Origin of the sequence: Candidatus Thiodictyon syntrophicum, assembly GCF_002813775.1 — a bacterium.
Taxonomy (GTDB): Bacteria; Pseudomonadota; Gammaproteobacteria; order Chromatiales; family Chromatiaceae; genus Thiodictyon; species Thiodictyon syntrophicum.
Map to the genome: position 1 here is coordinate 5023844 of NZ_CP020370.1, position 15334 is coordinate 5039177.

The 15334-nt window shown below is 66.1% G+C and carries 12 protein-coding genes and 1 tRNA gene; 5 read left to right on the forward strand and 8 right to left on the reverse strand.

Annotated elements, in window-relative coordinates; all coding sequences use genetic code 11:
* Positions 1–259: 259 nt before the first annotated feature.
* Together THSYN_RS21240 and THSYN_RS21245 are read left to right on the forward strand one after the other, a co-directional pair.
* Entirely contained in the window at positions 260–1273 is a 1014-nt protein-coding gene (locus THSYN_RS21240; protein WP_157817833.1) for a glycosyltransferase, read from the forward strand.
* Positions 1270–2994 carry an asparagine synthetase B family protein gene (locus THSYN_RS21245; protein ID WP_157817834.1) on the forward strand — a complete coding sequence of 575 codons (1725 nt, stop codon included), beginning with the start codon at positions 1270–1272 and terminating at the stop codon, positions 2992–2994. The genes THSYN_RS21240 and THSYN_RS21245 overlap by 4 nt, the downstream gene beginning before the upstream one ends.
* A gap of 204 nt (positions 2995–3198) precedes the next feature.
* Here THSYN_RS21245 and THSYN_RS21250 read toward each other — a convergent pair whose 3' ends face one another.
* The 4 genes from THSYN_RS21250 to ettA all read right to left on the reverse strand — a co-directional run bounded on the left by THSYN_RS21250 (position 3199) and on the right by ettA (position 9180).
* The gene (locus THSYN_RS21250) at positions 3199–4203 is read right to left on the reverse strand and encodes a hypothetical protein (RefSeq protein ID WP_100920885.1); all 1005 of its coding nucleotides are present in this window, start codon (positions 4201–4203) and stop codon (positions 3199–3201) included.
* Positions 4204–4430: 227 nt separating this feature from the next.
* Positions 4431–5291 (reverse strand): ATP-binding protein, encoded by an 861-nt coding sequence (locus THSYN_RS21255; RefSeq protein ID WP_100920886.1) that lies wholly within the window; start codon positions 5289–5291, stop codon positions 4431–4433.
* A gap of 187 nt (positions 5292–5478) precedes the next feature.
* Entirely contained in the window at positions 5479–7485 is a 2007-nt protein-coding gene (locus THSYN_RS21260) for a putative bifunctional diguanylate cyclase/phosphodiesterase (protein WP_100920887.1), read from the reverse strand.
* Between the two features lie 27 nt (positions 7486–7512).
* On the reverse strand, positions 7513–9180 hold the full coding sequence (gene ettA / locus THSYN_RS21265; protein ID WP_100920888.1) for an energy-dependent translational throttle protein EttA: 1668 nt from the start codon (positions 9178–9180) through the stop codon (positions 7513–7515).
* Between the two features lie 230 nt (positions 9181–9410).
* Here ettA and mobB point away from each other — a divergent pair, with 230 nt between their 5' ends.
* Positions 9411–9950 carry a molybdopterin-guanine dinucleotide biosynthesis protein B gene (gene mobB, locus THSYN_RS21270; RefSeq protein ID WP_100920889.1) on the forward strand — a complete coding sequence of 180 codons (540 nt, stop codon included), beginning with the start codon at positions 9411–9413 and terminating at the stop codon, positions 9948–9950.
* On the opposite strand, the gene THSYN_RS21275 is transcribed toward mobB, so the two are convergent.
* Positions 9929–10768, reverse strand: a complete 840-nt coding sequence (locus tag THSYN_RS21275) for a class I SAM-dependent methyltransferase (protein ID WP_100920890.1) — start codon at positions 10766–10768, stop codon at positions 9929–9931. The two genes, mobB and THSYN_RS21275, sit on opposite strands and share 22 nt — an antisense overlap.
* Positions 10769–10942: 174 nt before the next feature.
* On the opposite strand from THSYN_RS21275, the gene THSYN_RS21280 reads away from it, so the two are divergent.
* Positions 10943–11033 (forward strand) — tRNA-Ser (locus THSYN_RS21280).
* A gap of 93 nt (positions 11034–11126) precedes the next feature.
* On the opposite strand, the gene zapE is transcribed toward THSYN_RS21280, so the two are convergent.
* Positions 11127–12230: a cell division protein ZapE gene (gene zapE / locus THSYN_RS21285; protein WP_236848640.1), complete on the reverse strand. Its 1104-nt coding sequence runs from the start codon at positions 12228–12230 to the stop codon at positions 11127–11129.
* Between the two features lie 163 nt (positions 12231–12393).
* Here zapE and THSYN_RS21290 point away from each other — a divergent pair, with 163 nt between their 5' ends.
* A complete protein-coding gene (locus THSYN_RS21290) occupies positions 12394–12732 on the forward strand; it encodes a hypothetical protein (protein WP_100920891.1) in 339 nt (112 codons plus the stop codon).
* Positions 12733–13061: 329 nt separating this feature from the next.
* On the opposite strand, the gene THSYN_RS34215 is transcribed toward THSYN_RS21290, so the two are convergent.
* Both THSYN_RS34215 and THSYN_RS21300 read right to left on the reverse strand, forming a co-directional pair.
* Complete coding sequence (locus tag THSYN_RS34215) at positions 13062–13475, reverse strand: hypothetical protein (protein WP_157817835.1); 414 nt, start codon at positions 13473–13475, stop codon at positions 13062–13064.
* Positions 13476–13559: 84 nt separating this feature from the next.
* Complete coding sequence (locus tag THSYN_RS21300) at positions 13560–15293, reverse strand: hypothetical protein (protein ID WP_100920893.1); 1734 nt, start codon at positions 15291–15293, stop codon at positions 13560–13562.
* Positions 15294–15334 lie beyond the last annotated feature (41 nt).

The window sequence follows — 15334 nt, forward strand, 5'->3', positions numbered from 1 at the left end:
ATCAACACCGCTATCCCCCACGGCGGCGCCGCTACGCCATCCATCCATCCGGGGCCGAGCGCAAAAGCTCCAGCGGAAACGGGACGCCTGGGCGACCTCGAGATTCCAGCACCGACCGCCCGGTACGGTTGCGCTGGTCACGCCGATGCACCGATACTTCCCCCGCGGGTCCGACTCGGCCCGACTCGGCGCCCAGCCCGCCGACCCCCTGGGTCGCGGGTCATCCGCCCGCCGCACGACAAAACCAACCGGACCGGTGATGCCCCTGCCCCCACCCATCAGCGTCATCATCCCCGCGTACAACGCGGCGACCCACATTGGTGAGGCCCTGGCAAGCGTTGCCGGCCAAGGGGGCGGGTTCCGGCTGGAGGTCATCGTGGTGGACGACGGCTCGACCGATGCAACCCGGGAGCAGGTCGCGGCCTTCGACCTGGCGGTCGGCACTGGGTTGGCGCCCGCTCCGGTGGCGGGGTGCCGGGACGGCGGCGGCCCGCTCCAGATGCGCCTGATCGCCCAGGCGAACGCCGGGCCCGCGGCGGCCCGCAACCGCGGTATCCGGGCGGCCACCGGGGAGTTGATCGCCTTCCTGGACGCGGACGACCGCTGGCCCGCGGACCGGCTGCGGGTACAGGTGCCGATCCTCGCGCAGTTCCCGCGGGTCGGCCTGGTCTTCGGTGACTGCCGGGGCTTCGATGCGCGGGGCGAGCGGGCGCTCACCCAGTTCGAGACCGACGGGCTCGACCTGGGGTTCTGGGGCGCCCCGGTGCTGGTCGAGGACCCCTACGGCAAGCTCCTGCGCAACAATTTCATCCCCACCGGCGCGGTGCTGGCCCGCAAGGACGCGCTGCTGGCCGTCGGGCTCTTCGATGAATCGCGCCGCCTGGTGGAGGACCTGGACCTGTGGTTGCGCCTGGCCCTGCACTGTCCCTTTGCCTATACGCGCGAGGTCTGCGAACTCAAGCGGACCCACGGGGCCAACTGCTCGGCGGATCGCGACGCGATGGCGCTCGCCTATATCGAGGTGCTGCGCGACCAGGCGCGCCGGGTGCCGGGGGCGCTGCGCCGCCGCGGGTTGCGCGTCGCCCCGCTGATGGCCTTTGAATACTGCCTGATCGGGGACCGCCGCGAGGGCCGCGGCGACCGGGTGGGGGCGCGCGGCGCCTACGCCGCGGCCCTGCGGACCAGCCCGTCCCTGCGGCCGCTCTATTATTGGCTGCGGACCTGGCTGCGCGGGCGGGACGCCGGTCAGGCCCCGCCGCGTGGCCGGACATGACCGGTCCCCGTCTCTTCGGTTGGCTGGACCCGCCAGGCACCGCGTCGCCCCGGCTCGCGGCCTGGTGCGCCGCCATGGGGGCCGGCCGTGCCGCGTCCGACGGACCCTTCCAGGTCTGGTGCTGGCCGGGCGAGCGGGTGCGGATCACCGAGTCGCCCGCGCAGGTCCTGGCAGTCTCCGGCGTCCTGTTCGGCGGCCCGGCGACGCCGGACGCCGCCGGGCGCGCAGATCCGGACGGGCACTACCTGCGGGTGCGCTGGGAGCGGGCCGGCCGGCGCCTGTGCCTGTTCCGGGACGACTCCGCCTCCCAGGACCTTTACTACCGGGCACTTCCCGGGGGCGGTATCGCCTTCAGCGATGACCTGGATCTATTGGTCACGAGCCCGGGGGGGGCGCCGCACCTCAGCCGGCGCGGGCTGCACGAGTATCTGCGCTTCCTCGACATCGCCACCCCGAACACCCTCTACGAGGGGGTCTGGTCGCCGGAGCCCGGGACGGAATTGATCGTCGAGCCCGGCCGGGCGCCGCGGTCCGTGCCGCGGTCCCCACCCCCTCCCCCACCGGTGCCAGCGGACCTGGAGACGGCCGCCACCGCACTGGACCGGCTCTTGGACGACGCGGTGCGCGCCCGGCTGCCGGCGACCGGGACCGTCGTCGCCTTCCTGAGCGGCGGGGTGGACTCGGCCCTGATCGCCGCGCTGGCGGCCGCCGCCGCGCCGGGGCGCATCCTCGCCTATACGCTGGGCTTCGAGGATAGCGCCTGCGACGAGACCCCGATCGCCGCTCGCATCGCCGCGCACCTGGGTCTGCCCCACCGGGTCCTGCGCCCGAGCATGGCCGAGTATCGGGCGGCCTTCGATGACTGGACGGCGGCCATCAGCCACCCCTTCGCGGACCCCGCCGCGCTCCCCACCCTGCTCGCCTTCCGCGACGCCCACCGCCTGGGCGCGGTCGCACTCGACGGCACCGGTGCCGATGAGCTGATCGGCATTCTGCCGGCGCCCCACCGCCGCAAGGCGGTCTGGCTCGCGACCCTGGCCCCGCGCGTCCTGCGCCGGGCCGCCGCCCGTCTGTGCGGCGCCCGCGGTCCGCTCGCCGGACTGTATCCCCTGGTGGAGTTCGACGACCCGCAGGAGTTTCTGATCCGCTGGCGCGGCTGGCCCCGCCGGGAACTGGAGCGCCTCTGCGCCGAACCCGTCTCGCTCGCCCACACCCGCTTCTATCGGACCTATCGCGACTTCCGGCCGGGCCAGCACTTCGCCCGCTTCAGCCGCCTGATGGCCACTCAACCGGACGATCGGATTCATGAGGCGAGCCGCCTGACCGGGCTCGCGGTGCGCTTTCCCTTCTTCGACGCGCGCCTGGGTGCCTTCGTGCGCGCCCTCCCCCTAGCCATGCGCTACCCGCCCGCGCAGCCCAAGCGCATCCTCAAGGCGGCACTGGCGCGCCGCGTACCCCGCGACCTCTGGGATCAGCCCAAGCACGGCTTCGATTTCCCCTTCGCCGACTTTCTGGCGCTGGACGACTACGCCCTGCCCCGGCACTACCTGAGCCCGGAACGGGTGCGCGCACTCGGCCAGGCGGGCGCCGGACTGGAACCGCGCGTGGTCTCCGCGACGCTGGAACGCCTGTGCGCCGGCGGGCGCGAGGTTGCCTTCCGGATCTGGGCCCTGACCGTGCTGTCCGCCTGGGTCGAGAACCACTGGCGGCGGCTGGGCTGAAGAGAGAAATGTAACGCAAAGACGCAAAGGCGCAAAGAAAAACGACACAGGTCCTATAGGCATCCTGGGTCAAACTCTCGCCAGTCGATTCCCAGTTGCCGGATCGCTCCGCGGATCGTGCCCAGCTTCAGATCCCGATTGCCCCAGTCCGGCAAGGAGGTGACTTGTGCCGTTGCCGGATTGAACCTACCCTCCGTCAGAATCTCACGATGCGCTGACTGTTTCGTGAGACAGAAAATCATCGAATCTCCGCTCACCCTCAACGAGATCGACGACACCCGTCGGCACCGCGTCTATTGGCAGCAGCCAGCGGCTAGTTGTGGCTCCACGGTCCACCACCACGTCGACCGTAAAAAATAATTCTCCCGACGGGGCAACTGGATACGCCCGCACCATCATGTCGCGAAGCAGGTCAAAGTCAATCCTCACGGTTAATGGCGCGAGGTTTTGAATCTGCTCTGTTGGAACCTTTACTACGAGCCCCTCGACGCGAGCGTGCCGGACGCGAAGGCCCCGGACCGAATGATAGCCTACGAGGCCCGCCAGGTCAGACTCGATAAGCATCTCAAAATGCGGATTGATCGTGACCCGTCCGACATGATGATTCGCAATTAGGCACATTGCGCGAATATAAGACGACTGCTCGACGTCCGTCAGCCTTAGAGGAGGCGCAGGCGGCTGATGCGGCTTTGACCGCTTTGTGATCTCGACGGTCCCGTCAGTCGCAACGAGCACTCCGCCGGAGTGGATAACCGTGCCCCGATACGGTACGAAATAACGATAGAGTTCCCAGAACGCCTTACTTAGGATCGGTCGCTGGGCCAGAAAATCCGGTTCAACCAGGGAGCTATTGAGGATGAGACTATCATAATTTTCCAGCTTCTTCTTAAACGCCCAGTCATTGCGCCCGTTAGCACGAAGAATCCATTCCACAATCATATCGTGCAACTTGAATCCGGCGCTAAAAGCAAGCGGACGCAGCCGGGACAGAGCCGACCGCAAAGCGTCGTCGCAATCACCGTCTCGCATAACAGAAGAGAACTGAATTTGTTGGCGACCTTCACGATTCAAGTTGCCAAGCGTCAACTCGATGCCATGACAGGACGATGCAGACTGCCCGAAAAGGCTTCCGCGCAGGTATTCCAGTGCCTGAAATTCATAGGCAACCATCTCGTCCAAGTCGCTTGCTACGCCGGTAAAGGTACTCATCGACATCCTCCTAGACCGGGATCAGTTGTTGATGTACGCATCAACCCAAGACCATGTTAATTGAGCGCAATCTTCCGGACGCAGCGAATGCGCCGTCCGGCCGGGAAATAATAATACCGAGGCATTACCCCGGGGGCGACGCACTCTAAACCATCAAGTTCCTGAGTCCATTTGCGTTCAGCCGCGGACAATCACTCTTTGCGGGTCTACTGCGCCGCGTCCTGGTCTTACCCACCGCGCCCCACCCAATCCCGGGCAAACTGCCAGGCGGTGCGCCCGCTGCGCGAGCCGCGGCGCAGGGCCCATTGCAGGGCCGCCGCCTCGACCGGTGCCCACTCCAGAGGGGTGGTAGCGCCGAGGCGCGCGCACCAGTGACGGACCAGGGTGAGGTATTGGGCCTGGGTGAAGGGGTGGAAGCTGATCCAGAGGCCGAAGCGGTCGGAGAGTGAAACTTTTTCCTCCACCGACTCGCCCTGGTGCAATTCACCGTCGACCAGATGCGCCTCACGGTTCTCGGCCTGGAACTCGGGCATCAGGTGGCGGCGATTGGAGGTGGCGTAGATCAGCAGGTTGTCCGGGGTGGCAGTGATGGACCCCTCCAGCGCGGCCTTGAGTGCCTTGTAGCCGGGTTCATTGGCCTCGAATGAGAGGTCGTCGCAAAACAGGATGAAGCGCTCGGGGCGGGGGCGGACCAGGTCGAGAATGTCCGGCAGGTCCGTCAGGTCATCCTTGTCCACCTCGATCAGGCGCAGCCCCCGGTCCTGATTGGCCGTGAAGACGGCCTTGATCAGGGATGACTTGCCGGTCCCGCGGGAGCCCCACAGGAGCAGGTTGTTGGCACCGCGCCCGGCCAGGAATTGGCGGGTATTGCGCTCGATCTCGGCCTTCTGGCGCTCCAGACACAGCAGATCGGCGGGGTCCAGACGGTGGGGCCTGTGCTCCGCCGCCAGCCAGGCCCGGCCGCCGCGGCTACGCCAGCGAAAGGCCCGCGCGCCCCAATCGGTGGGCGGCGGCGGCTCCGGGAGCAGGCGCTCCAGCCGGTCAATGAGCGATTCGGCCCGCTCGATCAGGTGCTCGGTGTGGTGCATCAGGGTAGTCCGGCGCGAAGGAAGATAATGGTCCGCAAATGAACGCGAATGAACGCAAATAAGAACAATGAACAGGGCTGCCGACCGCCGCCGGGGTTAGGGGCTTGGCGCCGCCGGGGGTCCGCTGCCCGGGACACAAGCAGTGCCGCGACCCTCAAGGAAGCAATCGTCCTTCTTCCATTTGCGTTTATTTGCGTTCATTTGCGGACAAATCCTCTTCTTCTTCGTCGTCGTCGTCAAACCGCAGGTCGCCCAGCGCCACCGGCACGCCGACCCCATAGCCCTGGGCGAAGTCGACCCCCAGGCCCCGCAGGACCTCCACCACCGCGGGGGTCTCGGCCCATTCCGCGATGGTCTGGAGCCCAAGCACATGGCCGATGTGGTTGATGGACTCGACAAAGGCGCGGTCCACCGGTTCATCGATCAGGTGGTGCACAAAACTGCCGTCGATCTTGAGATAGCGGATCGGCAGTGACTTCACATAGGTATAGGAAGCGAAGCCGGTGCCGAAGTCATCCACCGCGAAGCAACTGCCCAGGTCGCAGAGGCGCTGCATGAAGGCGCGCGCGCGCCCCAGGTCGGAGACCGCGGCGGTCTCCGTGACCTCGAAGCAAATGCTCGGATAGGGCACGCAATAGTCGCGGAACTGGCGCTGCAGGTAGGGAAGGAAGCCCTCGTCCACCAAGGTGGTGGCGGAGAGATTGACGGCGAACAGAAACCGGTCCGGGTACCGCGCGTGCCACCGGCGCAACCGCGGCGCCTGACTGCGCAGGACATGAGCCAGGATCCAGCGATCCACCGTCGGCATCAGCACGTAGCGCTCGGCGGCGGGAATGAAGTCGTCCGGGGCCACCAAACGGCCCTGGTCGTCCTGCATCCGTACCAGGATCTCGTAGTGGGTGGGTGCGCCGGGGTCCAGCAGCGGCCTGATGGGTTGCGCCACGACGCGAAACCGGTCAGCGTCCAGGGCGCGACCGATGCTGGAGACGAGTTCCAGGTCCCCCTGACAGCGCATGCTGCCGGTATCCTCGGGGCTGTAGCGATGCAGCCGCCCCCCACCCTGGGTCTTTGCCACCTGACAGGCGATGTCGGCCCGACCGAGCGCGATCAGTGCCCCTTGCGTCGGCTCAAAGTCGGCGATCCCAACGCTGATCGTGAGATCGTAGGAACGCCCCTCCCAGGTAAAGGGGAAACTGCGCAGGGTCCGCACCAAGGCCTCGCAGGCGGCCGGCGCGTCGGCGACGGCGTCGCCCACGAACAGGGCCGCGAACTCGTCGCCCCCCAATCTGGCCATGGCGGTGGCGGTGGGGAGCCTGGCGGCGATGATCCGGCCCAATTGCTTGAGCAGCTTGTCCCCCGCCGCGTGACCACAGGTGGCGTTGATGATCTTGAAATGGTCCAGATCGATCAGGCAGAGGGCGTGCGGACGCTCGGCGCGCTCGGGATCGGCGATGCTGGCCCCGATCAGCCGCTCGATGGTGCGCCGGTTGCTGAGACCGGTGAGCGGATCATGATGCTCCAGGTAGTCGAGCCGCGCCTCGGCGCGTTCACTCTCGGTCAGGTCCTCGACCAGGATCAGGAGCCAGGGCGCCCCGTCGAGGGTCAGGTTGCGCAGCAGCAGCCGCGCCGGAAACTCCACCCCGGCACGCACCCCGTGGCAGTGACGCACGCGCGGACTCTCCGCCGCCTCGCCGGCGGCCGGCGCCACCGCGGCCGGGGTCGCCAGGCTGGGGATCAGGGCCGTCACCGGGACCGACAGGGTCTCGTCGCACAGGCGCCGGAAGAGGATCTCGGCGGCCGGATTGAAGATCCGGATGCGCAACCCCGGGTCCGCCAGGATCACCCCTTTGCCGGTGGTGCCGAGGATGGCGCGCAGAATCTCGCCGGCCGCGCGCAGATCGCCCAGCTCCGCCGTTTGCGCGCGGGCGAGTCGCCGCAACCGGACGAAGACCCCGAGTGACAGCGCGGCGGCGCTGCCGGCCAAGGCCAGGGCGAGCGTCAGGCCCGCGCCCGCGGGAGCGGCGCCGACCCGGCCGGGATAGCCGTGGGGCCAGACCCAGAGGGCGAGGGCGACCAACACCCCGAGCGCCGCGGTGACCAGGCCAAGACTCGCCAGTTGCAGCGCCGCCGGCCGCCGCGGCGCTCGGCCGCGGTGGCGGCGGTGCGCCAGAAGGCGATGGAACCGGACGGCCATCTCAACGCGTGCCGGAGCGCCGACGCCTCAAGCGGAGAGCCGACGGTACTTGATGCGGTGCGGTTGGTCGGCCTCGGTACCGAGTCGGCGATGGCGATCGGCCTCATAGTCGGCGTAGTTGCCCTCGAACCAGACCGCCTGGGAATCCCCCTCGAAGGCCAGCATGTGGGTGGCGATGCGGTCCAGGAACCAGCGGTCATGGCTGATCACCACGGCACAGCCGGGGAAGGTGAGCAGGGCCTCCTCCAGGGCGCGCAGGGTCTCCACGTCCAGATCGTTGGTGGGCTCGTCAAGCAGGAGCAGGTTGCCGCCGCTCTTCAACAACTTGGCCAGATGGACGCGGTTGCGCTCGCCGCCGGAGAGGTCGCCGATGCGCTTCTGCTGATCCGACCCCTTGAAGTTGAAGCGCCCGCAGTAGGCGCGCGACGGCATCTCGTAGCGGCCGACGATGATGTTGTCGAGCCCGTCGGAGATCTCCTCCCACACCGTCTTGGTGTCGTCGAGGGCATCGCGGCTCTGGTCCACGCAGGCGACCTGGACGGTTTCGCCGAGCCGAAACTGCCCGGCGTCCGGCTGCTCCTGACCGTTGATGATACGAAAGAGCGTGGTCTTCCCCGCCCCGTTGGGACCGATAACGCCCACGATGCCGCCCTTGGGCAGGTTGAACGAGAGATTGTCGTAGAGGAGGTTGTCCCCGAACGCCTTCTTGATCCCCACCGCTTCGATCACCAGGTCCCCCAGGCGCGGACCCGGCGGGATATAGATCTCGTTGGTCTCGTTGCGCGCCTGAAATTCAGTGGTCTGCAACTCATCGAAGCGGGCCAGACGCGCCTTGCTCTTGGCGTGGCGCCCCTTGGGGTTAGCGCGCACCCATTCGAGCTCTTGCTTCATGGTCTTGACCCGGGCCGCCTCGGTCTTCTCCTCCAATTCCAGACGGCGCTCCTTCTGTTCCAGCCAGGAGGAGTAGTTACCCTCCCAGGGGATACCGTGGCCGCGGTCCAACTCCAGAATCCAGCCCGCCACATTGTCCAGGAAATAGCGATCGTGGGTGACGGCGACCACAGTGCCGGGGTACTCGTGGAGAAAGCGCTCCAGCCAGGCCACGGACTCCGCGTCCAGGTGATTGGTCGGCTCATCCAGCAGCAACATGTCGGGCTTGGACAGCAGCAGCCGGCACAGGGCGACCCGCCGCCGCTCGCCCCCGGAGAGGGTGGCAACCTGGGCGTCCCAGGGCGGAAGGCGCAGGGCGTCCGCGGCCACCTCCAGGGTACGGTCCAGGTTGTGACCGTCGGTGGCGTCGATCAGGTGCTCGAGCTCCGCCTGTTCCTTGGCCAAGGCATCGAAGTCGGCGTCCTCATCGGCGTAGGCGGCATAGACGGCGTCGAGGCGGACCAAGGCCTCCTTGATATGCCCCAGGGCGCCTTCCACGTTACCGCGCACGTCCTGCGTCGGGTCCAAGTGCGGCTCCTGGGGCAGAAAGCCGACCTTGATGCCGGGCTGGGCGCGCGCCTCACCCTCGATCTCCGTGTCCAATCCGGCCATGATGCGCAGCAAGGTCGACTTGCCCGAACCGTTCACGCCCAGGACGCCGATCTTGGCCCCGGGGAAGAAGGACAGTGAGATGTCGCGCAGGATCACGCGCTTGGGCGGCACGACCTTGCCGACCCGATTCATGGTGTAGATATACTGAGCCATAGCGTTGAGTGTTTGGGGCTTGGTTCGGGGTTGGGGTTGGGGGGACCTGGGCGCCGACTGCTGACGAAAAAGGGCGGCGGCGTCTCGGTGGGGGCAGCGCCGTCAAGCGCTGCGCCCGCACCTGCATTACCCATTGTGGGGCGCTGCCCACGAAATGTCCAAGTGCCACTGGGCGTCGCCCGGGGCGCGCTTGGGCTTAAAATCGCAGCAACCCCCGGAGCACCCTTACCATGCCCTTGCACCCCATCCCCGTCATCGGCTTCGTCGCCCCCAGCGGCGGCGGCAAGACCACCCTGCTGCGCCGACTGGTCCCCATCCTCAAGGACCGGGGACTGCGGGTCGGCTATCTCAAACACGCCCACCATTGCTTCGACCTGGATCGACCGGGGAAGGACAGCTTTGAACTGCGCGCGGCCGGGGCCGACCAGGTCCTGCTGGCGTCGTCCGAGCGCTGGGCGCTGCAGGTGGAGAACCGGGTGCGGGGCGCGGACCCGGACCTGGAGGAACTGCTCACGCGCTTCGCCCCCGGGGACCTGGACCTGGTGCTCGCGGAGGGCTTCAAGTATGCCGATTATCCGAAGATCGAGGTCTACCGCGCCGTGTTGGGTGAGCCGCCCCTCTATCCGCGCGACGCGCGGATCATCGCCGTGGCAACGGACGACGCGCTGCCCGCGGGCGAGCATCCACCGCGCCTGCCGCTGCACGCGGGGGAGACGATCGTGGACTTCATCATCGCCCGTTGCGGCCTTCACGGCTCTGCCGACAGGTAGGCGATCCACCCGGCGTCCGGCTCCCCGGTCGCCACCGGCTGGAAGTGGCCGTCCGGGCGACCGTCCGGGTCCCAGCCCTGCCAGTAGACCAGCACCCGGGAGAATCCCGCCTCGGTCAGCAGTTCCCGGATCTCCGGCAGGGACCACAACCGCCAGTCGTAGGTGAAGGCACGCTCCAGGCGGGAACCGTCCGCGAAGTTGAAATGGATATAGCAGACCAGCCGGCCGCTGATCGGGTCATACAAGGCCTGCTCCCATTGGTAGGCGAAGCGCCCCAGTTCGGGGTCATCCACCGGCCGTTCCTCGATGATCCGCCGATAGGCGTCGTAGCCCCCGTAGGCGTCCAGCAGAAAGACCCCGTCCGGTGCCAGGGCCGCGCGCACCTGCGCAAAATAGGCCCGCAAGGCGGCGCGACCGGCAAGGAGCCAATAGCTGAAGTTCATGGCCAACACCAGGTCCAGGGGGCGGCTGGCAGCGGTCGCGACGTCCTGCTCGAGCAATTGGACGCGGGCGCGCTGGCTGGCCGGCAGCGCCGCCAGGTTGTGGCACCGCCCCCAGTCCAGGACCACCGGGTCCAGGTCCACTCCGAGGGCACGGTTGGTCTTGCGCCGACGGACCCACTCGCAGCAGACCGCGGCAGTGCCGCAAAAATCCTCCCGCAACCAGCGGGCACTGCGGCCGCGCAGTTGCCGGTAGGTGCGGTCGATAAAATCCACCTCCGAGCGCGGATTCTGCACCGCGCATTCGTAGAGCCGGTGACGATCGGCCGACTCGGCGAGCGTCGGCCGGGCGGCGGGGACAGGGTGTGGTATGGGCATCAGGGGATCAGGTGGGGCATCAGGTGGCTGGCCGGCGGAGGCGGCCGGCAGGGAAAAAATCGGCGATTTGAAAGTGGCGCCGGGTTGCTGTATTGTGCCTGGCTCGCGAGCGACGGGAAACGAGTGATCCACGGAGAAATCCTTGGAAGTCCGCCCCGCGCCCGCAAACACCCCGGAGAGGTGTCCGAGTGGCTTAAGGAGCACGCCTGGAAAGTGTGTATAGGTTAACAGCCTATCGAGGGTTCGAATCCCTCCCTCTCCGCCAATAGACCGGTCGCAATTGCCTGCGCCGACCAACGCTGACCCGGTGCCCGGAACCCAAGGCGCGACCCGCCCGGAGTTGCGCCGGGCCGACCTGCTAAGCTGTGCCGGGGGCCGCCAGGTAGGCGTGGGACTGCATCTCGACCAAACGGCTTCGCACCCGCTCAAAGGGAAAGTCCACGAACCCCCCAGGGTATAATTGTGCGATCGGCGCGGCAGCGGCGATGACGAGCTTCACGCGCCGGTCGTAGAATTCGTCGATCAGATGCACGAAGCGCCGCGCCGCCGCCTCCTGCCGGTGAGTAAACACCGGCACGCCGGACAACAGCACGGTGTGGAACAGACGGGCGATCTCGATGTAGTCCGCGACGCAACGCGGGGTGGCGCACAGGTCCTGGAAGTCGAACCAAGCGACATCCGGGCCGACACGACGGGCGGGAAAGGTCCGTCCGTTGACGCTGAAGCGCTCCTCGACCGCCCCGTGCCCGCCCGTCAAATGTTCAAAGTGCTCGGCCAGCCTGACGACCCCCTCGGCGCCGACGAAGTAGACCCCGGCCTGGGACAGGTTACGCAGTCGATAGTCGAGCGTGCCGGCCAATTCAAACACACGCGTGTGCGTTTTCAGCAGCTCGATCGCCGGCAGAAACGATTGGCGTTGCAGGCCGTTGCGATAGAGTTGCTCAGGGTGGGTGTTGGAGGTGATCACCAGCGTCATGCCGCGCCGCAGCAGCGCGCCCAGCAACCGATGCAGGATCATGGCGTCCGCGATATCGGTCACCACGAACTCGTCCAGGCACAGCACCCGCACACCCTCGCGCCAGCGGCCACCAATCACCTCCAGCGGGTCCGGCTGGCGCGGCAGCTTGGACATGGCGTCATGGACTTCACGCATGAAATGGTGAAAATGGACCCGACGCTTCTGCGCCACCGGCAGGGCGTCGCAGAACCAATCCATCAGATAGGTCTTGCCGCGGCCAACGCCGCCCCATAGATAGAGCCCGACGACGGGCTGCGCAGGCATTACACGGCGCGTCCGCAGCCGTCTCAGAAGCCCCCGCGGGGGCTCCTGCGCGGCGGTGGGCTCCACCAAACGGGCCTGGAGGTCCAGAAGGTGCCGCCGGGCTTGCTCCTGGACGCCATCCAGGGCCTCAAAGTTGGTCACCGCGGTCGGCGCGGACAGGGGGTGGGGGCTGAAAGACACGTGACGACAAACTCCGAATTGAAGCGGTTTGCGCCGGACGGGCAGCAGCCGCGTTGACAGGCCCCGCGGCTGGGACTCGCGCCGCGCTGCCCGGCAGCAGCGCCCGACCGACACCGCGCATGCAAATCCCGATCGGTCGCCGCCGGCCAGGGGTCGATATCATATGTTTACCGCGGTAGGCCGCGTCGATGGGTACGAATCTTTCGCCACGATCAAGGAGATCACCGCCGGCCGTTACAAGCTCACAGGCTACATCCGCGGCCAGGAGGCCTACGCGACGCTGTATCGGGTCCGCGACGGGGAGTACAACATCACCGGCCACATCGCCGGATTTGATTCCTACGGAACCGCAACCCAGCTCAACCAGCACGAGTGGATGGTCCAAGGCTATATCGGTGGACACAACATGGTCGCAAATATTACTGCGATGCACCAGGGTCAATGGATTTTCAACGAAAAGACTGCCCAGCACCAAGCCCAGGCGACGATTACGTCGACTTGAGAGACTTGGAGAGCGACTCGCCCGCCCCCATCCGAGGGGGCGGGCGCGCGCGAACCGCCGCGAGCCTCCGCCCGCCGCAGCGCCGGGGCGAAGCCAAACAAGCGGTTACGCGCACGCCGACAGCGCCGCACCAGCAACGCTACCAGGCAGGCCGCGGGACGCAGCCCCTAATAGTACAAATAACAAGGTTTTGACCGCACCCCACCCAGTGACAAGAGCAGCCCTTTCTAATACTGTACGCGTCTATATGCCCTGCCCCATTGCGGTCATGAGCCCTCAGGAGCCCCCTCCGGATGCTAAATAAACTCAAGCGCTTAACTACTTCTCTCCTACCGATTGACGCCACTCGCCAGGGTGAGTGCAACCGTTGCGGCGCCTGCTGCAAGCTCCCCTATCCTTGCCCCTTCCTGCGTTTCGACGATCAGGGGCTGAGCAGTTGCGCGGTCTACCATGTACGGCCGCCAAGTTGCCGCAAATACCCACGGACGGCCGCCGAGAATTTGACACCAGAACAGTGTGGTTTTTACTTCGTCAGCACGGAAGAGGTCGGGACCGACCCCACCGGACTGGAGCCGGCGGCCAGTCCATGAGGCCGGAAAAAGCAGTTTAGCCGCAAATGAACGCAAATTGACGCAAATAATCGAGAGACTCGGCCTTTGCCGCATATTCACCGTCCGGGTGATACCCGCGCCAATGCCAACCAACAGATTTATTTGCGCGTATTTGCGTTCATTTGCGGCCAAATACTCTTCTTAGGGCACTAGCTCCGCGCGGTTTTCCAAGCGTCCCTGAACGGACATCTTGCGCGGCAGGATCGTCGCCACGCATCAGTCAAGTGACAGTTCCCGACAGAGGTATTCCAGCGCCCAGATACGGTGCCACTGAGCATCGCTGCCGACCCGCTCGAGCCGGAACAGCCGGGACATGCCGCATGGTTGATCGCCGAACAGCGAATGAATATAAGCCGGGGCACCGTAGCCGTGGAACTGATGCCGGCCCCGACGCGTGCGGGCACGCAGTCGGAACATGACGCGCCGCAGCCTGGGGCTACGCCACTGACCCAGTTGGTAGGCCGCGCGATATGGCCACGGCGGGTCGGCGGTGAAGGAGTGCCCATAGGCCGAGAGGTACGCGGCCAAGCGCGGATTGACCCGCCTGATCAACTCGGCCTCGAACCGACCCAGGTTTTTCAGGTCGATGGAAAGAGAACCGGCCCATTGCGAAATCCGGTCGTCGAGAAAAGGATTCAACTGCGTGCCCGCCCGGTTGCCGAACTGCATCTCTTTAGCAACCCAGGAGCGACAACGGAAATGGGGATATAGCCATTCGATTACATGGCGCTCAAGGTTGGGGTTGCTATCCCCAAGGGTTTCGGCAAGCTTCGACTCCAAGGCGGTAAAATGGCTGTCTTCATCAAATTCGGCGGTGGTCCAACGCGGCTCGAACTGTCCGTAAAATGACCACAACAGTTGACGCATGGTAAAGCGGCGGTTCGGAAGATAGAAAAAGTTGCGAAAGACCTCACCGCCCCCGCCATTCAAACAGGCGCGCCCATCGGCGGTGCGGCGGCGGACCTCCGAGGACTCGGAATCCCAATTGAGCAGTCCCCCATAGGAGCCGCCATCGCTGCCATAGAAATTCCGTCTGACCTGTTCGGGAAATGCATCGGGTCCACATCGGTCGCGGGTAGAGCGATCAAGAGTGAGGAGGCCCAGCCCTTCGCCGGCGGCGATGGTCTTGGCAACGACGACGTCGTCGTCGGTGTCGCGACCGTAAACAAAAAGGTTAGGCGCGGCACCCTGCTCCAACAGGAGGCCAAGAATGAGCCGGGAATCGTACCCGCCGGATAATGCACAGTTGAAACCGGCGGGGAAGGCCGCGACGAGTTCCCGAAAATACCCCCGGAGCAGCCGCAGGGACTCCTCCAGAAGTTCTTCGCGCGAGCCGCGCGGCGGACGTGGAATGACCGGGGACCGGATAATCAGGCGCGGCGCCCCTGATCCGAATTCGACATGGCTGTTGAGGGCGAGCAGTTCGACTTCCCGGACCAGGGTACAGTTGCCCAGCACCGAACCATTGAATACGTACTCGTAGGCGCTTTGGGTCGACAAGGTCAGGTGGTCGGCCAAACAACAGACAGCCAGCCAGCTCGACGAAAACACGCGGCGATCCGCGTTGAAATAGACTGACAGCAGGCCGGCGGCGTCATTGACGAGATAAAGGATGCCCTGTTTGCGCAGGATCAGGTGAAAGACCCCGCGCACGCTCGGCGCAACGCCAGTGCCACCGCCGAATCCGTCATAGATTTCCCGCAGCACCACGGTGCCGCGCCGCCCCCGGCTGAACAGGGTTCCGGTGGTACACACGAAGTCGCCGTTACCGCAATCCAGATAGCTGATCTCGGTCTGGCCCAGTTTTGGGAACAACCACAAGCCGCAGGCGCCCTGGTCAATGTACCGGGGCGCGGCGAACCCCATCTGCCTGAAGATATCGAGTCCGCGTTCCAGGCGCCCGCCTTCACGCAGCCGGTGCGGTTCCACTATCAACAAAAATGCGCCCATTGTCGTCAACCTTCAGTGAGTATGGCTGCCCAAAGACAAAC